Annotated in this window: 16 protein-coding genes and 1 tRNA gene; 9 read left to right on the forward strand and 8 right to left on the reverse strand. The window is 65.2% G+C overall.

Features of this window, described 5'->3' with window-relative positions; translation table 11 throughout:
• Nucleotides 1-150: 150 nt before the first annotated feature.
• Both RJT48_RS00415 and RJT48_RS00420 read left to right on the forward strand, forming a co-directional pair.
• A complete protein-coding gene (locus RJT48_RS00415; protein WP_311170251.1) occupies nt 151-1,206 on the forward strand; it encodes an AI-2E family transporter in 1,056 nt (351 codons plus the stop codon).
• 136 nt (nt 1,207-1,342) lie between these two features.
• A complete protein-coding gene (locus RJT48_RS00420; protein WP_311170252.1) occupies nt 1,343-1,666 on the forward strand; it encodes a HalOD1 output domain-containing protein in 324 nt (107 codons plus the stop codon).
• A 75-nt stretch (nt 1,667-1,741) separates the two neighbouring features.
• Here the strand turns inward: RJT48_RS00420 and RJT48_RS00425 are convergent, their stop codons facing one another.
• The 3 genes from RJT48_RS00425 to RJT48_RS00435 form a co-directional block, all read right to left on the reverse strand.
• Entirely contained in the window at nt 1,742-4,354 is a 2,613-nt protein-coding gene (locus RJT48_RS00425; RefSeq protein WP_311170254.1) for a DEAD/DEAH box helicase, read from the reverse strand.
• 122 nt (nt 4,355-4,476) lie between these two features.
• Complete coding sequence (locus tag RJT48_RS00430) at nt 4,477-4,653, reverse strand: hypothetical protein (protein WP_311170255.1); 177 nt, start codon at nt 4,651-4,653, stop codon at nt 4,477-4,479.
• A gap of 76 nt (nt 4,654-4,729) precedes the next feature.
• A complete protein-coding gene (locus RJT48_RS00435) occupies nt 4,730-4,969 on the reverse strand; it encodes a ferredoxin (RefSeq protein WP_311170257.1) in 240 nt (79 codons plus the stop codon).
• A 132-nt stretch (nt 4,970-5,101) separates the two neighbouring features.
• Here RJT48_RS00435 and RJT48_RS00440 point away from each other — a divergent pair, with 132 nt between their 5' ends.
• Both RJT48_RS00440 and cgi121 read left to right on the forward strand, forming a co-directional pair.
• Nucleotides 5,102-7,744: a DEAD/DEAH box helicase gene (locus tag RJT48_RS00440; RefSeq protein WP_311170258.1), complete on the forward strand. Its 2,643-nt coding sequence runs from the start codon at nt 5,102-5,104 to the stop codon at nt 7,742-7,744.
• Nucleotides 7,745-7,778: 34 nt separating this feature from the next.
• A complete protein-coding gene (gene cgi121, locus RJT48_RS00445; protein ID WP_311170259.1) occupies nt 7,779-8,354 on the forward strand; it encodes a KEOPS complex subunit Cgi121 in 576 nt (191 codons plus the stop codon).
• Between the two features lie 136 nt (nt 8,355-8,490).
• Here the strand turns inward: cgi121 and RJT48_RS00450 are convergent.
• A tRNA-Gln gene (locus RJT48_RS00450) sits at nt 8,491-8,563 on the reverse strand.
• A gap of 181 nt (nt 8,564-8,744) precedes the next feature.
• Here RJT48_RS00450 and RJT48_RS00455 point away from each other — a divergent pair.
• Both RJT48_RS00455 and RJT48_RS00460 read left to right on the forward strand, forming a co-directional pair.
• Nucleotides 8,745-9,332 carry an IMP cyclohydrolase gene (locus RJT48_RS00455; protein ID WP_311170260.1) on the forward strand — a complete coding sequence of 196 codons (588 nt, stop codon included), beginning with the start codon at nt 8,745-8,747 and terminating at the stop codon, nt 9,330-9,332.
• A 131-nt stretch (nt 9,333-9,463) separates the two neighbouring features.
• On the forward strand, nt 9,464-11,272 hold the full coding sequence (locus RJT48_RS00460; protein ID WP_311170261.1) for a type IV pilin N-terminal domain-containing protein: 1,809 nt from the start codon (nt 9,464-9,466) through the stop codon (nt 11,270-11,272).
• 6 nt (nt 11,273-11,278) lie between these two features.
• On the opposite strand, the gene RJT48_RS00465 is transcribed toward RJT48_RS00460, so the two are convergent.
• Nucleotides 11,279-12,490, reverse strand: a complete 1,212-nt coding sequence (locus tag RJT48_RS00465) for a hypothetical protein (RefSeq protein ID WP_311170263.1) — start codon at nt 12,488-12,490, stop codon at nt 11,279-11,281.
• Between the two features lie 147 nt (nt 12,491-12,637).
• Here RJT48_RS00465 and RJT48_RS00470 point away from each other — a divergent pair, with 147 nt between their 5' ends.
• Nucleotides 12,638-13,297, forward strand: a complete 660-nt coding sequence (locus RJT48_RS00470) for a metallophosphoesterase family protein (RefSeq protein WP_311170264.1) — start codon at nt 12,638-12,640, stop codon at nt 13,295-13,297.
• A gap of 86 nt (nt 13,298-13,383) precedes the next feature.
• On the opposite strand, the gene RJT48_RS00475 is transcribed toward RJT48_RS00470, so the two are convergent.
• Together RJT48_RS00475 and RJT48_RS00480 are read right to left on the reverse strand one after the other, a co-directional pair.
• The gene (locus tag RJT48_RS00475; protein WP_311170265.1) at nt 13,384-13,620 is read right to left on the reverse strand and encodes a hypothetical protein; all 237 of its coding nucleotides are present in this window, start codon (nt 13,618-13,620) and stop codon (nt 13,384-13,386) included.
• A gap of 218 nt (nt 13,621-13,838) precedes the next feature.
• On the reverse strand, nt 13,839-15,017 hold the full coding sequence (locus RJT48_RS00480; RefSeq protein ID WP_311170266.1) for an aspartate kinase: 1,179 nt from the start codon (nt 15,015-15,017) through the stop codon (nt 13,839-13,841).
• Nucleotides 15,018-15,218: 201 nt separating this feature from the next.
• Here RJT48_RS00480 and RJT48_RS00485 point away from each other — a divergent pair, with 201 nt between their 5' ends.
• Nucleotides 15,219-15,659, forward strand: coding sequence for a hypothetical protein (locus tag RJT48_RS00485; protein ID WP_311170267.1), 441 nt, complete (start codon nt 15,219-15,221; stop codon nt 15,657-15,659).
• A 275-nt stretch (nt 15,660-15,934) separates the two neighbouring features.
• Complete coding sequence (locus RJT48_RS00490; protein ID WP_311170268.1) at nt 15,935-19,030, forward strand: PAS domain S-box protein; 3,096 nt, start codon at nt 15,935-15,937, stop codon at nt 19,028-19,030.
• Between the two features lie 67 nt (nt 19,031-19,097).
• Here the strand turns inward: RJT48_RS00490 and RJT48_RS00495 are convergent, their stop codons facing one another.
• Nucleotides 19,098-20,963, reverse strand: a complete 1,866-nt coding sequence (locus RJT48_RS00495; RefSeq protein ID WP_311170269.1) for a DNA-directed DNA polymerase II small subunit — start codon at nt 20,961-20,963, stop codon at nt 19,098-19,100.
• Nucleotides 20,964-21,015 lie beyond the last annotated feature (52 nt).

Below are 21,015 nucleotides of genomic sequence, written 5' to 3' on the forward strand. Positions count from 1 at the left end.
ATTACTCTCGTCTCTTACCCCCGAGCGCTGCCACTGGGGGTGGCGCTCGGCGGTAAAAAGTGAGAGTAATCAGTATCAAACTGTGGGACTTCCGTCTGACAGGACGGGGACGGAAGTAACGCTCTTGTCACTTCGACGTGAGAGTCGACCGTGCCACTCAACAGACGGTACGTCCTCGGTGGCCTGTTCGTCCTCGCTGGACTCCTCGCGTCGGTCCTCCTGCAGTCGGTGCTGGGGACCGTCTTCTTCGCCGTCACGGTCGCGTACGTACTCTGGCCGCCCCGCAGAGAGCTAGTTTCCCGCGATCACTCGCGGCGGGTCGCAAGCGCGGGCGCGGCTCTCGGTGCGTTTCTGCTGGCGCTTTTCGTCTTCGTCCCGCTCGTCGTGGTCGTCTACTTCCGTTTTGACTCCCTGGTGGCGCTTCTCGGACTGCTTCCGGACGAACTTGTCTTCTCCTTCTTCGAGTTGGAGTACGCAGTCACGCTCGAGGCTGTCAACGAGTACACGATCCGCGTCATCGAGCGGGCGGCGCGCCGTGCGGCCACAGCGGCCCCCGTCCTCGTAATCAAGATCACTCTCTTCGTTTTTCTGGTGTACTCGCTGTTATTCTACGGCGAAGACGCCCAGCGCGCCGTGATTGCGCTCGTTCCGCCCACCTATCACGACGCCGCGACGGCGCTGAACGACCGCGCCCGGGAGACGCTGTTTGCCATCTACGTGCTACAGGCCGCGACTGCGCTCGGGACGTTCGTCCTCGCGCTCCCGGTGTTCTTCCTCCTCGGGTACGAGGCGGTGATCGCTTTAGCGACCGTTTCGGCGGTCCTCCAGTTCGTCCCGATCGTCGGTCCGAGTGTCCTGCTCGCGGGGCTTGCGGCGTATCACGTCGCTGTCGGCGAACTGCTGCGGGGAGTGCTCGTCTTCCTCGTCGGCGGGTTCGTGATTGCGCTCCTTCCCGACGTTCTCATCCGCCCCCGGCTCGCCCGCGAGACGGCCGACATCCCCGGGAGCCTCTACTTCATCGGCTTCTTCGGCGGCGTGCTCACGCTCGGCCCCATCGGCGTCGTCGCGGGACCGCTAGCCGTCGGACTGTTCGTGGAGTCGGCGACGCTCCTGTCGCGGGAACTGCATCCGGGAGAGTCTGCGTCCCTGGCCGACGACGATGCGCGGAGCGGCGAGCCCACGGAGGGCCCCAGCGACTCGGCGTAGGCCCTCTCGCCGGGATAACGGACACCGTGCTATCTGCTCCGAGTGGACGATGGCCCGACGCCGGCGCTCGGTGGCAAATTATCAGATACGACATTTTGAACAGCACATTTTAATTGCGGGGGGCCAAGTCCCAGATATGTCCGAAGTTTTCGACCCAACGTCCGCCTCCTCCTCTTCCGGCTCGTGGTCGGTACTCACGCGCGAACCCTGGGAGACCCAGGACGAACTGTTGGTTGCACTCGCTGATGCGGTCCGTGGGATCGATGGGATCGACGACGACCTGACCCTCTCCGACGCCGTCGATATCGAGGCCGTGATCTCGGCGTTGTTGCCCGATCCGCGGTCACGCGGCGTCTCCGAGATCCGGTTCGAGATCGACGGTTACGAGATCCGCATCACCCGAGACGGCGTCATCGCCGCGCAATCGACCTCCGACGCATCGAAGCAGCACTCGGTGTAAATTCCGTCCCGCTTCCGTTCTTTCCCGCGTCTCCAGTTTCTCGCTTTCTTTCGCGCTGCTGTCTCTCGTCCCACACTACTCGTATTCGCTGCCGACGACCTCGCGGATCCGTTCTGCGGTCACCTCGCCGACGCCGTCGACCGCCCGAAGGTCATCCGCCCGGGCGGTCATCACTGCCTCGACGGTGCCGAACTCGTCGAGTAGCGACTGAGCGGTCACCGGGCCGATATCGGCGATCGCCGAGACGACGTACTCCTGCTGTTCGGTCAGCGTCTTCGCGCTCTTCTCTCCGTGGACGCTCACGGTCCGGTCCCGCTCGGTCTGCTCGCGCTCGGCGATCGTCAGCAGGAGTTCTGCGGTCTCCCCTTCGTCGCCGGTCTGCAGGACGCTCACGTCGAAATCGACCGCCAGCGAGGCGAGCGCTCCTCGGATCGCGCCCGGGTGGACGTTGCGCTCCTCGTAGAGCCCCTCGCCTTCGAGAATCAACACCGGCCGGGCGTACGCGCGGGCGAGGTCGCCGATCTGCTCAAACAGCGACCGCTCGCCGTCCAGAAGCGTCTCCAGGAAGTCCGAAACCGACTTCCGCTCGACGGCGACGCGGTCCGAGAGCACGTAATCGCCGACGGCGAGCGTCTCCAGACGGGTCCGGACGCCGTCGCGCTTCGAGAGGTCTTTCGCCACTGCGGCGTCGAGTTCGCGCTGGTCGACGACGATTTCTGTCTCCGCTTCGTCGCCCTCGGCGGTGGCGACGATGGCGTCGTCGGTCCCGGCTTCGTCTTCACTCTCGGGTTCGGCGTCGACGCCCGCTTCCTCCGGCGTCTCGCTCTCGGTGTCGCTTTCGCCCTCCGGTTCGTCCCCGCGGGCCCGGTCGACTTCCTCCGCGGTCGGGCCGAAGTCCGTCAGGCCCGCCTGTCCGTTCGACTGGGCCGTCGGTCGAGACGCCGATTCGCCTGCTGAATCGGCTGCGACAGCTGCCGTGGCGTCGGCGTCCGCTCCGGATTCCTCGCTGTCGGTGTCATCGGCATCGACGTCAGCCCCGCCTTCGCTGTCGGTGCCACTAAGCTCGGCTCCGTCGGGGTCGCTGTCGCCGTCGCTATCGTCGTACGCCTCCAGGTCCCGCTGGGGCGGATCGAGTTCCGATTCGATGTCGCCGACGACGCTCTTGAGTTCCCGGAGTTCCGACTCCATCTCCTTCTCGCGGCGGCGGGAGATCCAGAAGTACGCCTCGTCGCGGGTGTCCTCCGCCAGCAACACGACGACCCGGCCCTCGGCCTGTCGCCCGGTCCGTCCCTTCCGCTGGATGGAGCGGATGGCCGTCGGCACGGGCTCGAAGAAGAGCACCAGGTCCACCTCGGGGACGTCCAGTCCCTCCTCGGCGACGGACGTCGAGACCAGCACCTCGAACTCCCCGGCCCGGAAGTCGTCGAGGGTCTCCTGCTGTTCGGTCTGCGTCATCCCCTCGGAACTCTCCTTGTCGCCCTGGCCGACGAACCGGCGGACGTCGAACGACGCCGAGAGGAACGCCGTCAGCGCCTCGGCGGTGTCGCGGGATTCGGTGAAGACGATGACGCGCTCGCCGCCCTCGATGCCGAGCGTCTGTGCGAGCAGGATCCGCGCCCGCGAGAACTTGGGGTGGGTGCCGTCGAACGACTCCGCGAGCCGCATCGCCTCCCGAACCTTCGGTTCGGCGACGAGTCGCTGGCTGGCTTTCGAGGCGCCCGACGACCGTGCGGCGTTCCGCTGGCGCTCGAAGTACCGGCAGACTGACTCGACGGACTGCGTCTCGACGAGTTCGACCGCCCGCCGGAGCTTCATCACCTCCGCGTGCGTCGACATCCCCTTGTAGCCCTCGGATTTGTCGGCGTTCATCAGCTCCTGCAACTTCCCGCGCATCCGGTTCAACTGCTTCTGTGAGACGTCGGGCTGGGTCGTGTTCGTCACCCCCAGCGACTTCAGTTTCTGGAGGCGGTCTTTGATCACCTCGTTGAGCGCGTCGCGGATCTGGAGGATCTCGTCGGGCAACTCGATCCGCTCCCACTCCACGGACGTGTCGTGAGTGTACTCGTCGACGTCTGCGTCCTCTTCGGTCATCACCTCGACCTGATCGATTCCGAGGTTCTGACACACCTGCAAGATCGCCTCCTTGTCGCCGCCGGGCGAGGCGCTCATCCCGGTCACGAGCGGGTTCTCGGCGTCCGCGTGGTACCGCTCGGCGATGTAGACGTACGCGTAGTCGCCGCTGGCGCGGTGACACTCGTCGAACGTGAGGTGGGTGACCTCGGCAAGCGAGATGCGACTGCCGACGAGGTCGTTTTCGACCACCTGCGGCGTCGCAATGACGATCCGCGCGTCGGTCCACCGATCGGCCCTGTCTTCCGGGCGGATCTCCCCGGTGAAGACGACGATCTCCTCGTCGGGGATCGAAAGGGCCTCGCGGTAGAACTCGGCGTGTTGCTGGACGAGCGGTTTCGTCGGCGCCAGAAAGAGCACCTTTCCTCCGACCTCCTGCAGTCGGTGGGCGGTCACGAGCAGGCTAACGGTGGTTTTGCCAAGCCCGGTCGGCAGACAGACGAGCGTGTGCGACTCCCGTGCGGTCCCCGCCAGCCGGATCTGGTAGAGCCGGCGTTCGATAAAGTCCGGACGCAGCAGCGGGTGATCCACGTACGCGGGGTCGTCGGTGGCCGCCATCACGCCCGATACGGCGCCATCGCTGTTAAGGGTTCGCCGAGGGCGGTGAAAGTGAAGCCGGACACGTACGGACGCCTGTCTGGTGGATCGGCGGCGGGGAGTTCAGCGCGGGCGTGATCGAGCTATCCCTTCCGCTCCCCGTCTCCGAACTCGTACCCGAACGGTTCCCCGGTCTCCGTTTCGACGTAGGCGTCGACGCTTCCTCCCACGTCGTCGAGATCCTCGACGGAGTCCGGCAGCGATGCTCCGACGAGATCCGCCCACTCCGAAAGGTTCTGACCGCGGTTACGACTGTTCATAGCTTCCCTTCGCCGTAAAAATCTTCGCGAACGTATATAACGGTTGTGCTGGTTATCGCCGACTGCCGCCGATCGACTAGATTACCTGTTCGCCGTCGTCGTACAGTTCGATCGCGTCGACCGGACAGGCCCGGGCAGCGAACTCCGCGTCGAGTTCCTCGCCGTCCGGGACCTCGAGTTCGAAGACGCCCTCCTCGATCTCCTCCCCGCCGGCGAGGTCGGCCTTGCCGGCGTCGACGTTCTTCTCGAACGCCTCCCACTCCTCGACGCACTGGAACATCCCGATGCAGGTCTCCCGATCGTAGCGGATCTTCATACCCGCCGTTCGTCGACCGGGCACATATCGTTGGCGCCGTACCGGTAGCCCTCGTCGACATCGTCGAACTCGCGCCGAACAACTCGGCTACTCTCCGACCGTTTAAATCCGAGCACGGCATAGCCGACCGTGATGGAACCGGAGGAGGTCCCCGAACTGCCCGCCGAGGTCCCCGCCCACCTGCGTGAGGAGGGAATCGAGGAGCTTTACCCGCCGCAGACGGCTGCCGTCGAGGCCGGGGTCACCCGCGGCGAGAGCCTCGTCGCCGCGGTTCCGACCGCCTCGGGGAAGACGCTGATCGCGGAACTGGCGATGCTGTCGAGCGTCGCTCGTGGCGGGAAAGCGCTCTATATCGTTCCGCTGCGGGCGCTCGCCTCCGAGAAGAAAGCCGAATTCGCGCGCTGGGAGGAATACGGCTTCGACGTCGGCGTCTCGACGGGCAACTACGACGCCGACGGCGAGTGGCTCGCGTCGCAGGACATCATCGTCGCCACTTCCGAGAAGGTCGACTCCCTGATCCGCAACGGCGCGGCGTGGATCGACGACCTCTCCTGCGTCGTCGCCGACGAGGTTCACCTGGTCGACGACGCGGGCCGCGGCCCCACGCTCGAAGTGACGCTCGGGAAACTCCGCACGCTCAACCCCGGACTGCAGGTCGTCGCGCTCTCGGCGACCGTCGGCAACGCGGACGTCATCGCCGAGTGGCTCGACGCCGAACTGATCGAATCGGCGTGGCGGCCGATCGACCTCCGGACGGGCGTCCACTTCGGCAACGCGATCACGTTCGACGACGGCAGTCAACGCGAGGTCCGGGTCGAGTCCGGCGGGCGACCCACGGCCGCGCTCGTGGACGATGCCCTCGAAGGCGACGACGAATCTGCTGGCAACGAGACGCTGGCGGGCGATGGCGACTCCGTAGGCGACGAGACGCTCGCGGGCGACGCCGACTCCGCAGGCGAGGATGCAGTTGCGGGCGAGGACTCTGCCGGGGGGGATGCAGCCACCGACCAGGGCTCCTCGCTCGTCTTCGTGAACTCCCGGCGGAACGCCGAGGCGGCGGCCAAGCGACTGCGCGACGTCACCGCCCGGCATCTCACCGACGATGAGCGCGGGCGACTCGCGGAACTCGCCGCAGAGATCCGGGACGTCTCGGACGCCGAGACCAGCGACACCCTCGCCGACTGCGTCGCGAAGGGGGCGGCGTTCCACCACGCCGGCCTGGCCGCCGAGCACCGCTCGCTCGTCGAGGACGCGTTTCGGGACCGCCTCGTCAAGTGCATCTCGGCGACGCCGACGCTCGCGGCCGGCGTCAACACGCCCAGCCGCCGGGTGATCGTCCGCGACTGGCGGCGCTACGACGGCGAGTTCGGCGGGATGAAACCGCTCGACGTCCTCGAAGTCCACCAGATGATGGGCCGCGCCGGCCGGCCGGGTCTCGACCCCTACGGCGAGGCCGTCCTCCTGGCGAAGGACGCCGACACGCGCGACGAACTGTTCGAGCGGTACATCTGGGCGGAGCCGGAGCCGATCCGCTCGAAGCTGGCCGCGGAGCCGGCGCTCCGGACGCACGTTCTGGCGACCGTCGCCTCCGGGTTCGCCCACACCCGCTCGGAACTGCTCGAATTCCTCGATCGGACGCTGTACGCCGCCCAGACTGACGAGTCCGGCCGGCTGGAGACGGTCACCGACGACGTGCTCGCGTATCTCGACCGCAACGGGTTCCTCGAGCGCGAGGACGGGTCGCTGACGGCGACGAGTATCGGACACACGGTCTCGCGGCTCTACCTCGATCCGATGACCGCCGCGGAGATCATCGACGGCTTGGAGTGGGCCGAGTCCAACCGCGGGGAGATGATCCGCGCGCTCGCGGGCGGCGGCGACGCCGACGGGGACAGCAGCGGGTCGTCCGATACCGGTGGTACCGGCCGCGACGGCCCGGAATCGGACGCGCCCGGCTTCCAGCGCGCCAGCGAGTTGCCGTCGTCGACGGCCGACGGCGACGACGAGTCCGGGCAGGACCCCGATCCCGAGGCCGTGGAGCCAACAGACGAACCCACCTACCCGACCGCGCTCGGGCTCTTTCATCTCGTCTCCCGGACGCCGGATATGTACCAGCTGTACCTCAAATCCGGCGACCGCGAGACGTACACCGAGGTGTGTTACGAGCGCGAGTCGGAACTGCTCGGCCGGACGCCCTCCGAGTACGAGGACGTCCGCTTCGAGGAGTGGCTCTCGACTTTGAAGACGGCGAAACTCATGGAGGACTGGACCAACGAGGTCGACGAAGACCGAATCACCGAACGCTACGGCGTCGGGCCGGGCGACATCCGCGGGAAAGTCGAGACCGCCGAGTGGCTGCTGGGGGCCGCAGAGCAACTCGCCGGCGAACTCGGCCTGCCGGTCGTGCCCGTCCGCGAGGCGAAAAAGCGCGTCGAGTACGGCGTTCGCGAGGAACTCCTGGATCTCGCGGGAATCCGCGGCGTCGGTCGGAAGCGCGCCCGGCGGCTCTACGAGGCTGGCATCGAGACGCGCGCGGAACTCCGCGAGGCGGACAAATCCGTGATCCTCCGGGCGCTTCGGGGCCGTCGCAAGACCGCCGAGAACATCTTAGAGAACGTCGGGCGACAGGACCCGTCGATGGACGAGGTCTCCGAGGCCGACGGCGGCGGAGAGTCGGCGTCGATCACAGAGGTCTACACCGGCCTCGAGGACGGAGAGCACGAAGGTGGCGAGTCAGATCCCGAAGAACAGGCCAGCCTGGGTGATTTCGGGTGAGAACGAGAGCGTCGGGCGATGGAGGTGAACCCGAATGAGGCTCGTCGAGGGCACGGTGGCCGTCGACGACGTCGACGCGTTCGTCGCGACGATCGGCGAGATCGCCGCCGAGACCGGGGCGACGATCCAGGCGTTCGACGCCCGGTACGTCGTGAGCGAACGTCACCTCGAACGCGCCGTCGAGTTGGCCGACAGAGCCATCGAACGCGGCGAGAACGTCGCCCGCGACCGAGCGGTCGAGATACTGCTGTACGCCGCCGGCCGCCGGCAGATCAGCGACGCGCTCGAACTCGGCGTCTCGGCCGGAGAGAACCGGGCCGTCGTCCTCGTCGACGCCCGGAGCGGAGGGTCGTCTGCGTCGGGCGACGAGCCCGAGGGAACCGGTGGCGGCAACAGAACGGAGCCGATGGATCCGGACACCGCGGAGGCGGCCGCAGCTGACGCGATTCGCTCGCGTGTCCTCGATACCGTCGAACCGACGCTCGCGGAGTACGACCCAGAGCGCGTCCGCGAGTACTACGATATCGACGGCGCCGAACTCGACGTCGTCGACGGCGACTTGGCGTCGCTGGTGCTCGAGCGGGTGGCGCTGCTCGTGGTCGAGAAGTGACTACAGGTCAACAACCCTTCCGGAAACCTATTTTCTTCAAGTGAAACTTCCGCCTCGACGCTCACCGAGAAGCGTCTCAACTACTGATCGTGCGGATGCGAGGAACGAACCGTCGAACGATCGCGCGAAAGTTGTATAGTCCCACCAGGATTCGAACCTGGGTCGAAGCCCCCAGAAGGCTTCAGGATTGGCCGCTACCCCATGGGACTGCCGTCGTCGACGCCGCCTGCCGACTACGTGGACGTTCGTTGCCTGTCGCTCCATATGAGTGTTGCGAAGTCGGTGCTCGTGTGCCGTCCGTGGGGCTATACTGTCACCAGCGCCGACCACGCGTCCGTATCCATCTCCGATCCACTACCTATTTAGTTCGCTCCCGGCCACAGTTCGTGTATGTACATCGGACGGTTCGTCGTCGTCGCACCCGACTTCGGCGCCTACCGCGTCTCCTCCCGCTCGTTTCCCAACCGACAGATCGTCGCCCGCGAGGGCACGCTGACGGTCGCGCCGACGCCCGACGCGCCCGAGAACGACAACCCCTACGTCTCCTACAACTGCGTCCGCGAGGGCGGCGACGGCGTCGTCGTCGGCAACGGCTCGCACGTGGATCCGATCGCGGAGAAACTCGACCTCGGCTATCCGGCGCGGGACGCGCTCGCGGAGGCGCTGCTCGCGCTCGACTACGAGAAGGACGACTACGACACCCCGCGCGTCGCGGGCGTCGTCGGCGAGGAGTCGTTCGTCGGGATCGTCCGCCGAGACGCCATCCTCGTCGAGGCCGTCGACGAACCGACGCTCGTGGCCACCTACGAGGAAAACGAGCCCACTGCCATCGACTTCGCCGGGAGCGCAGCGGCCGATCCCGACGACCTCGCCCGCGACGCCTACGAACTGCCGTACGAACACGCGGTCTGCGCTGCGGGCGTCACCTACGAGGACGGCGACGTCGCCGTCGGCTTCCACAACGGCGAGGAGGCGTGATGGCCGGTCCCAGTACGCGTCGCACTTCTTCCCGGCGTTTGACGGTGTACTGTCTCTGGTCGCCGCAGTCGCAGCGAATTCGCCCCCGGGCGTAGGTTCTTGACGCTGTGACACGTACCCCGAGCAGGGAAATGTCGTCGGGGAACCGTGGGCAGAGCGAAATCATCGGGACGCTGCTGCTGACAGCGGTTGTGATCATCTCTGTCACCCTCGTCGGCGTCGGGTTCCTCACGGCCCAATCGCAGGGCGCCGATCGCATCGAGCAGCCCTCCAAATTCGAGACGACGCTCGGGGAAACGTCGCTCACGGTCACCCATCTCGGCGGCACGGACTACGCGTTCGCTGATCTCGCGCTCGTGATCCAGCAGGGGGATGCCGAGACCCGATACGACCTTTCCACCCCCAGCGGCGACTTGGACGCCGACGCCGTCTTCGAGGGTGGCGAATCGGTGACCGTCTCGCATTCCTATACCGGCGAGATCCGGATCTTGCTGATCGACACGTCCGCCGGGGGCTCGATTCTCTACGACGAAACGAAAACCGCGCCCGGGACGGAGGCCGACCTCGCCCCGACGATCGAACGGTTCGACGTCACGGATACCAGTTCCGGCGGCGACGCGTCGTACGACGTGACGTGGAACGCCAGCGACGACCAGGGCGACATCGTCGAAGTCAGCGTCGAACTCATCAGCGACGGCACTACCGTCGACACCGCGACCACGACGTTCGGCGACGTCGGCTCGACGGGCGTGAACACCGACACGCTCACCAACGCGAGCGGCGGCGGTGAAATATACGAAATCAAACTCACCGTTACCGACGCAGCAGGCAACACTGCAAGCGAGAGTACGGTCGACACCGCCGACAGCGAAATCGGACTTCGGTCCCCCGTTTTCGAGACGTTCTCGGTGACCGATCTCAGCACCGGCAGCGAAGTTTCCTACGACTACGAGTACAACGTCTCCGATCCCGACGGGGATCTCGTCCGCGTGCGCCTCGAACTCGTGCGTGAAAGTACGGACACGCTCGCTGACAACGTGACCGACACCTACTCGGAGAACGTCACGACCGGCCCCAAGACGGGCACTCTCTCCGATCCGGATCGCGATAAGCAGGACGGAGAAAAGTATCGGATCGACATTCTGGCGACGGATCTGGAGGGCAACGACGTCCTCGCCAGCGCCACCGACGTCGCCGACGGCGACGGCACGAGCGGCGGGACGGGCTCGCCGCCGACGATCGATCGGTTCGACGTGACTGACACTAGCTCCGGTGGCGACGTCTCGTTCGACGTGACGTGGGAAGCGAGCGACGTCGACGGCAACCTCCAAAACGCGACGTTACGGCTGTGGGACAAGAACAAAAACAACATCCAAGACTCCGTGACGTACACCATCGGCGACTTCAGCAACGGCAGTGACACGGGCACACAGACCGGGACGCTGAGCCTCACACAAGGGAACAATTTCGGCAAGGAGTACGTTATCGAAATCGTGGTCAACGACGACGAGGGCAAGACCGGGACGCAGGACGAAACGCAGACCGCCGACGGGGACGGGGGCAGCGGTGGACCCGGTTCAGCGCCGACGATCGATCGTCTGGATGTGACGGACACGACGGTCCCAAGCGGCAATCAAAACAATGACGCCTCGTTCGACGTGACGTGGGAAGCGAGTGACGTCGACGGCAATCTCCAAGATGCGACGCTCGAATTGATCGAGGTCAAAAATAATAATCAGGTACAAGTTACCATCGATTACACTAGCGCCGCCTTTACGAACGGCAGCGACACGGGCACACTGACCGAGAGCCTGAGCGATAAGAACGGCGAGGGGAACGAATATATCATCAGAATCACTGTCAACGACGATACGGGACAGACCGCGACGCAAGATGAACGCCACATTGCAGACGGTGACGATACCGGATCCCCGCCGTGAACGGGATCACGCCGGCACGTCGACGAAGTACGTCCCCTGCTCGCCGTTCGAGAAGAACAGTTGGATGACGAAGAAGTCGTCCTGCGAGAACTTCTCGCCGCCCTGATTCTCGAACCTCAGTGTCGTCTCCGTTTCGTTTCCGGGAAGAGTGACCTCGGGATCGACCGGCTCTTCGCCGGCGAGCACCTCGATTTCGAGCACCGTCACCCCGTTCTGATCGATCATATCGATCGGCCCGATGTCGCCGCCGGTGTCGCTCGGATTGTTGTAGAAGCTGATCCGGGCCTCGGTGATGTTCGCGTCCCGGTTCCCGGTGTTGTTGAACGTGACTTCAACGACGTCGTTGAAGGGGCGGTTGAAGCTCCGGATCTCCACGTCGTTCGGGCCCGCGGGGTTGATCTGGGTGCCGCCCGCGGTGCGTGACCCGCCATCCGGCGCTTCGTTCAGTCCGACCGGGGCGCACGCGACGGTGATCTTCCCGGTCGTGTTGAGCGTCAGTTCGCCGTCGGTGACTGTCACCTGTTCCCGGTTGAGATCCTCCGAGAGAAGTTCCCGCCAGGTCTCCTGGCTCAGTCCGGTCGGGAACGTCACGTTCGCGTCTTCGACGTTCCGGCTCTTGGTCAGCCCCGGTCGCGGCTCCACCGAGATCCGCCTGATCCCGGTCTTGTAGAGGCTCGTGTTCAGGGGGTTGACGTTGACTGTCGACCCCTGGACCAGCTGTTCGTCGGAGAGGAGGACGGTCTCGTCGCCGTAATCCAGGTACACCACCGTGTTCTCGTAGACGATCGTCGGGGGGTCCTCGTACTCGTTGTAGCCGGGCGTGTAGCTGAGTGTTCGGGTCTGGATCGGGTTCCCGGTCGGACAGAGGCCGGTAACGGTGGTCCCCGTCCCGTCGACGACGCTGATGTTCTCCGGCGCGTCGGTGCTGAGTGTCCCACTGGGAGGCCCCGGGTTGATCGCGATGAGGCGACTGGTGTACGTCGGGCCGAGTCTGACGGTCGCAAACGTGGTCTGTCCCGTCGTATCCGATTCGAGAATCGCGTTCCGCAGTTCCACCATATCGTTCTGCACCTCGATACTGTGGTCGAACTCCACCTGTTTGTTCTGCAGCGGGACGAACTGCGCCTGATAGACCGACAGCATAATGATCAAAAACCCGAGGAGCAAGACCGCGCCAACGAGTGACGATACTGCGCGGTCGTCGCGTCTGAAGCCCATTTGATATCAGTCCTACTTCGCCTGGTGGTATATGTCATTCGGGACCGTTCCTCGTGCTGAGTTTTTCAGTTGGAGGACTGCGACGATCAGTGGAGATCCGGGGCGATCGAGACAGGATCTTTTGCCCCCGGACCCGAAGACCCGGGTATGCAGGTCGCCGTCATCTCCGACATTCACTCGAACAAAGTCGCCTTCGACGCTGTCCTCGATGATCTCCCCGACGTCGATGCCGTCGTCTGTGCCGGCGACGTCGTCGGCTACAACCCCTGGCCGGCCGAGTGCGTCGCTGCCGTGCGCAACGGAGAGATTCCGACTGTGATGGGCAATCACGACCGGGCGGCCTCCTCGGGGACGGCCTTCCGCTTCAACTCGATGGCCGCCGCGGGCGTCGAACACGCCCGAGACCGACTCGACGACGACGCCATCGCGTGGCTGGCAGACCTCCCCGACACCCGAACGGTCCTCGACGGCCGCCTGAAACTGGTCCACGGCCACCCGGACGATCCGGACCGGTACACCTACCCCGAGGAGTTCTCGCCGTCGATGCTCGACGACGAGGACGTGCTCGTGATGGGACACACCCACGTCCAGGGACACGAGATCTTCGACGACGGGATCGTAATGAATCCCGGCAGCGTCGGCCAACCGCGAGACAGTGATCCACGGGCGGCCTACGCCTTAGTCGATCTCGACGATCTCTCGGTCGAGGAGCGGCGGGTCGGTTACGACATCGACTCGGTGATGGAAGCGGTGAAAGAGGCGGATCTCCCGGATCGGATCGGCGAAAGATTGTACGACGGGCGCTGACTCCCTTCTCTCGCATCGCTTCCGACGGCTTCGTTGCGAGCAACGGTTGCGATCCCGCCGGAGAGTTCCGGTCAGTTGACGCGCGATTACCCGCTGATCCCGCTCAATCCGGTCATCGGTGTCGCGCCGGCGACGATTGCCCCCGTCGCCAGAAGCGCCGCGGAGAGGACCACGAAGTCTCCGCTGGGCGAGTATCCCGCCAGTCCGGCGCCCACCTGTACGATGAACACCGTGATGAAGAAGCTGAGGACCGCGAAGGCCAGCATCACGAACGCTGCGATGATACTACTGAGCAACGCGCCGAAGGAGTCGAGTACACTCATCTGATCTCTCCCTCTATCGGAGCGCCGCAACACGGTTACGACTTGGGTTTGGCCAACGCTGCAGCGATCGACTGCCGTCGTACACTTCTGCGATCGCCGTACCGGCTACTCGATTCACCCGAACGTGCGGGCGCCTCATACTGATTACTCTCGTCTCTTCCCGCCGAGCGCCGTCGATCGGGGTGGCGCTCGGCTGAGAAAAGTGCGAGTAATCAGTATCAGAACTCGTTTTGGACGATTTCGAGGGTCTCCTCGCGGTCGTCCCACGCGACGAAGATCGCCACCGAGGTCGCGGAGGTGATGACGTCGTGGATGTTGATGCCCGCCTCCGAGATCGGCTGGACGATTTCGAGGATGACGCCGGGGCGGTTCGGCAACTCGCCGCCGGTGACGCGGATGACTGCGACGTCGTCGTCGACGGTGACCGACGACAGCGTCTGGTCGTCGACGACCTTCGCGTGCAGGAGGTTCTCCGCCTCCGCGGCGTTGTCCTCGCTGATGTAGAACGTCACTGAGTCCATCCCGGAGGCCACCGCGTCGATGTTGATATCTGCCTCCCGGAGCGCCTGCGAGAGGTCCGCGAGGATTCCTGGGCTGTTCCGCAGCGAGCGACCGGCGACGGTGACACACGCGAGTGGGTCCTCCTGCATATCGATGAGGTTCTGGAACTCACCCTCGATCAGCGTGCCGCCGGTGAGCAGGTCGCCGTGCTGGTAGTGGACGACGCGGACGTCGAGTTCGTCGTTCTTGTAGGATAGTGCCGAGGGCGCGACCACCTCCGCGCCGCGGAACGAGAGGTTGCGGAGTTCGTCGACCGTGATCCGGCCGACGTTGCGCGCGCCTTCGACGACGCGCGGGTCGCCCGTCATCACGCCCTCGACGTCGGTCACGATGACGACCTCGTCGGCGTCCATGTACCGGCCGAGCATCACGGCGGTCGTATCCGACCCGCCGCGACCGAGCGTGGTGATCTCGCCGTCGTGGTTCTGCGAGAGAAAGCCCGTGATCACCGGAACGGTGTTGTCGAGGTCGGCCGCGAGCGTGGCCGCGCGACGCTTCGTCTCCTTGACGTCGACCTCACCGAGTTCGTTGGCGATGACCGGCCAGTCGTCGCTGCCCGGCTCCACGAAGATCGAATTGACGCCGCGCGCGGCGAGTGCGGCTTTCAACATCCGGACGCTGGTTCGTTCGCCCATCGAGACGATCTCCGCCCGATCCCGGTCCTCGGCCTCGAACTCGATCTCCTCTAAGAGCTTGTCCGTCGTGTTCCCCATCGCGGAGGCGACGACGGCGATTTCGTGGCCCTCTTCGACCGCAGCGGCGATCGAGTCCGCGGCGCGGTTGATGCGGTCCCCGCTGCCCAGGGAGGTGCCCCCGAACTTCGCGACTACACGCACGATCGATCCTCCTGTCGGATGACAGATACGAACTGCGAGCGGTGCTCTGACATAGCCGGAGATTGCGCGGGGGTAATGTAAAATCTTGTCTCCCGCTCCCGCGGATTCCCCCCGCAATTCGACCCGTACCGCTGGCTCCTGCGGGCGTTCGTTCCGGAATACGCGTCGGCCTTTTAAGTTCCCTCGGCCAAATACGGAGATATGGACGTAGACGTCCGGGATGCGGTCGAGGCCGACGCCGAAACCCTCGGCGCCATCGTGGACCTCCCTGCGGACGCGCTTCGGAACGTCGTCCACGACCGGACGGTGCGTCTCGCGGTCGAGCGGCCGTCCGATCCGGGACCGAACGCCGATACCGCGGGGGAAGATACCGAGACCGTCCACGGGTTCGTCGCCTTCGACGTCAGAAACGGGACGGTCCACGTGACACAGCTCGCGGGCGACGCCACCGTCGCGGAGCGACTCCTCGCGGAACCGATCCGCTTTGCGCTCAACGAGGGGTTCGACGTGGAGTTCGTCGTCCCGGAGTCCGACGTCGATGCCGAGACGGCGGCCGAAGCGGCCGGGTTCGAGGCCGTTGGCCCGGGCCCCGCATTCGAGGGTGCGCCCACGACGCGGTACCGGTTCCGTCCCGGCGAGTAGCGTCGGTGCGGTGTGAGTGTCGTCGATCGACTCGCCCTGTCCAGCGACTCCGCAGGTCCGCAGTCGCGAATCTCCTGTACTCGTTCCAGCCGACAGTATCGGTATTGCCTCCCCGCTCGACAGCGAGCGCGGCGAGCGGCCAGCAGTCGTCTCCCACCGTCTGTCGAGCAGTACCTGCGGGCGTCATCCCCTGTCTCACCGGGTGTGACGGACTATTCGTCTGGATTCCCGCGCGTCGAGACAAGCTTTAGGAGCATCGCCGCGGTCGTACGAGTATGTCCTCCCAGGGCGACCGTGGCGACTTCTACCGGCAGCTCTTCGAGGAAGTATCCGACGCGATTTTCGTCTACGATCCCACCACGGGCGTCGTCGTCGACGCGAACCCTGCCGCAGCACGACTTACGGGCTACGCCGTCGAGGATCTCACCGGGAACCCCGTCACGCAGTTCAGCGCTGGCACGCCCGAAGAAGTCGAGCAGGCGGCCACGCAGATCGTGGACCGGGCGACGGACGACGATCAGCAATTCGAGTGGAGCGTTAAACGGGCTGACGGCGACGTCCGGACGACCGACGTGTCCCTTCATCGAACCGTCGTCGACGGGACAGACCGGGTAGTCGCGATTATGCGCGACGTGACCGAGCGTGAGCGTGCACGGGCCGACCTGGCGGAGAGCCAACAGCGGCTCTCGCTTCTCACTCAGCGGAGCCCCGACGTGTTCTGGATGTTCACCGCCGACTGGCAGGAATGTCTGTTCGTCAACGACGCCTACGAGGCCGTCTGGGGACGGCCGGCCGACGCCCTCCGGAACGACCCCGCCGATTTCCTCGCCGGGGTCCACCCGGACGACCGTGACACGGTCCGATCAGCGATGGAACGGCTCGCGAACGGATCTCGGGTCGACTTGGAGTATCGTGTCAACGAGGGAGAAGACTTCGAGCGATGGGTCTGGGTCGAAGGCATCCCGATCCTCGAAGACGGAGAGCTGACCCGTAGCGTCGGGTTCGCGCGGGACATCACCGATCAGAAGAACCTCGAAAAACGGCTCAGGGAGCAAAACGAACGGCTGTCGGCACTGACCGACAACGTTCCGGTGATCCTCTTCGAACTCGACTCCGACGGGGTGTTCGTCCAGTCGACCGGGCGCGGGCTGGACGTCCTCGATCGCCAACCAGGAACGGTGGTCGGCAAGTCGATCTTCGATGTCTACGGCGAAAACGACACGATCCTTGCGGCCTGTCGGCAAGCCCTCGATGGGCGGTCTGCCAGGCGCACTGTCGAGTTAGGGGGAACCACGTTCGACGCCTGGTACGAACCGATGGTGGACGACGATGGGACCGTCGACGGGGTTATCGGTGTTGCAGTCGACGTCAGCGAACGACACCGGTTACAGACGGAACTCCGCGCCAACGAGCAAGGGCTCCGCGATCTCCACACTCGGGCGTCCCGAACTGATCTCCAGCTGGACGAACGGATTCGGGCCCTGCTCGAGATCGGTCGCGATCGGCTGGATCTCCCGTACGGTTTCCTGACCCGAATCAGCGACGGGACCCAGTACATCGTCGAGGCGCTCGGGACACACGAGGAATTACAGTCCGGCGCCTCGGCCCCACTTTCGGATGCGTATTGCCGGAAAACGATCGAGCGGGAGGGGCTCCTCGGCGTCCAGAACGCACCGGCAGAGGGGTGGGAGGGGGACCCCGCCTACGAACGGTTCCAGCTCAACTGCTATCTCGGCGGCAAAGTCACGGTTGAAGACGAGTTATACGGGACCGTCTGTTTCGCCAGTTCCGACGTCCGGGATCGGGAGTTCTCCCCGTCCGAGCGAGCGTTCGTCAAACTGCTCGTGCAGTGGCTCGGCTACGAACTCGAACGCGAGCAGTACGAAGCGGAGCTTCGGACAGTCAACGAGGAACTGGCGTCGGTGCTGGAGACGTCGCCGCTCGCAATCGTCGAACTCGACGAGAACGCTGTCGTCCGGCGGTGGAACCCAGCCGCCGAGGAGCTGTTCGGACTCTCTGCAGAGGACGTAATCGGCTCCGAGAACCCGATCATCCCCGAATCCAAGCGGGACGACTTCGAGCAGCTGTTTGAGCGCGTGTTCGCTGGCGAGCGGATCATCGACTTCGAAACCGTCCGACAGCGTCCCGGCGGATCCGAGATCGAGGTGTCGCTCAATATCGCCCCGGTCACTGACACCGTGGGCGAAACGGACAGAGCTGTCGCGGTAATCAGTGACGTTACTGCCCGAAAGAAACGCCAGCGACGGATCGAGGCACTTCGCCAGGCGACACAGCGACTCGTCGGGGTGCACAGTGAGGCGGAGGTCGGAGCCATCGCCATCGAAACCGCACAGGACGCGCTCGGATTCCCCGTCTGTGCGATGTGGCTCCACGACGAGTCGAAGGACGTCCTCAGACCGATCGCGGAGGCCGAAGAAGCGACCGAACTGGTCGGCCCCGCACCGACGATCGAGCGCGGGGAGGGACTGTTCTGGCAGGCCCTCACGACTGGCCGCTCCCAGCGATACGACGACCTGGGCGAGCAAGCTGACGTGCTCAACCCACAGACCGAGATCCGCTCCGAGGTCGTCATCCCGGTGGGAGACCACGGCGTCTTTACGGTCTCGGCGGATGTGAGCGACGCTTTCGATGAGGGTGACGTGCAGGTGTTAGAGACTCTAGCCGGAGCACTCGACGCTGCGCTCAACAGCGTCGAAAGCCAACAACTCCTGCAGGAACGGGAACGGGAACTCAAGCGCCAGAACAAACAACTCGAGGAGTTCGCCGACGTCGTCGCCCACGACATCCGCGGGCCGCTGACCGCTGCGCGTGGGTACCTCGAACTCGCACTCGAAACGAACGAGCAGGAACATTTCGAGCGCGTCGAGAACGCTCACGAGCGGATGGAGCGGATGATAAACGATCTGCTGACGCTGGCGAGTCAGGGGAGATCGATCGCCGACCGGGAACCAGTGGACCTCGGCGAACTCGCCCGCTCGGTGTGGCCCCAGATAGAGGGCGATGCCTCCCTCGAAATCGAGGATCACATCTCGGAACTGTCCGGCGATGCCTCGCGACTCGAACAGGTATTGACGAACCTGTTTCGTAACGCCGTCGAACACGCCGGTCCGACCGTGACCATCCGTGTCGGATCGATCGATGGGGAAGGGTTCTACGTGGAAGACGACGGCCCCGGGATCCCTCCGGCCAAACACCCTCACATCTTCGATTTCGGCTACACGACGGATCCGCGCGGGACCGGCCTCGGCCTCGCCATCGTCAAAGAGATCATCGAGGCTCACGGGTGGACGATAGCGGTGACGGACGGTTCAGACGGCGGGGCGCGATTCGAGGTCCGGACGGTGAACTGACGGGCGCACACCAACGAAAGCCACCGCCGCTCCCGTGTCCGTCATACTACGACCGCCACAGCCCCGCCTACACGAACTTCCGGACGGTCATCTCTAAGGTGTCGAGGTCGAGAATCGGCGCGTAGCCGACGTCGGGGTCGATGTTGACCGACTTCTGGAAGTCGGTCTGGGCCTGCCAGCAGCCGGAGTTGACCGCGAGGACGTTGTGGTACTTCCCCCACCCGAGTTTGTGGACGTGACCGGTGTGGAACACGTCCGGGACCTCCTCCATCACCAGATAGTCCTTCTTTTCGGGTGCGAGGCGCGTCTTCCCGCCGAACTGCGGCGCGACGTGGCGCTTCTTCAGCAGTTGATACATCGCCCTGTGTGGGTCGTCGTAGCTCGCCTTCGACTCCGGGAGTTCGGCGATGACCTCGTCGAGGGAGACGCCGTGGTACATCTGGATCTGCACGCCCTCGACTGTCACAAGCGAGGGGTTGCCGGTGATGCGGGCGTCGTGGGCCGACATAATCTCCCGGAGCGTCTCGTCGAATCCCGGCTGTGGCTCCGCGAGCCGGACGGCGTCGTGGTTGCCCGGGATCATCAGGATCTCCAGGTCGCCGGGGACGTCCTTGAGGTGCTCGGCGAACGCCTCGTACTGCTCGTAGATGTCGACGATGTCGAGTTCCTCGTCCTGACCCGGGTAGACGCCGACGCCCTCGACCATATCTCCGGCGATCAGCAGATACTCGACGTGCTGGGCTTCCTCGGTGTGGAGCCACTCCGCAAAGCGCGTCCAGGCGTCGGCGACGAACTCCTCGCTGCCGACGTGGATGTCGGAGACGAGCGCCGCCTGCACGTGTCTGTCCGCCGTGTTGGGCGTGTACGTCCGGGGAACGTCGGGAAAGTACATCGCGTCGACGAACATAATGCCTGAATCGTCCGCCAGCGTCCCCTCGACGGCGACACACTCGTCTAAGAGGAGTTCGTCGACGAGGTCTGCGATCTCGCGGTCTTTCATCACCAGACAGGGGAACGTCCCGGTGGTATCCTCCAGTTCCACGAGCCAGTGGCCGCTCTTCGTCGACCGGATGTCGTTGACCAGTCCGATCATCGCCGCGTCCGTCCCGCCGCTCATCGACTGGATCGCCTCCGCGGGTCGGTGGTTCACCCGCCCGCGGAGCTGTTTCGAGAGCTTCTCGTAGCGGTCCCGGAACACCGTCACGAAGTCCGAGTACTCGCCGGTTCCGGTGCTCTGCCCGGTCACGTCGCCGGCCACGTCGAGCGAGCGGAGGGAGGGATCGCTGGTTCTGGTAGCGCGGGCGTTATCGGATGCGAGAGCGGATGAGCCGCCGCTTGCTGCTGTGGCCGGATCCGACCCGTCCCCCGCGGCGGAGGGGTCTCCAGCCCGGGCGGCGCCTTCACGGGCGGCGTCCTCGGTGGCGGTGTCCGCAGCGGCCGCGTCGTCGCGGTCGGGGGACGGACTGTCACCGCCGGAGGCGGCGCCCTCGTGCTGGCTGTTCTCCTTCGTCGATGACGACGAGGCCGACTTATCAGTATCTGCCTCGCCCACACCCTGCATTTCATCTGCAACGTTCTTTTTGACTGAACCACCGGACGTATCCCGACTATCTTCGTCATCTCCAGTCGAAACGATGGGGTGTAAATCGGACGGTTCCGACTCTTCCGACTCGGCCGGATCGCGTGTCGAATTCGGATCCGGCGGCGCGTCCGTCCCCTCGGTCGGTTCGGCTGTAGGTTCCGAGTCGTCTAGCGCCGCGCGGACGTCGGCGGTGGTGATGCGGAGCGCGTCGTCGTCGACGTGGTCGACGACCCGGTCGAGCGCGACTGCGGGGGCATCGGCGCCGGCGATGAGCGTCACTGCCTCCCGCTCGGCGTTGTAGCCGCGCTCGGCAAGTGCGGCCACGATCCGAACCGGCGTCTCCAGAGGCACACCGGCCGAAGGAGACACCGGAAGAAAAGCGTACTGACCGCGGTCGGGGCGG

It is taken from the genome of Halobellus ordinarius (assembly GCF_031823395.1).
GTDB lineage: Archaea > Halobacteriota > Halobacteria > Halobacteriales > Haloferacaceae > Haloquadratum > Haloquadratum ordinarius.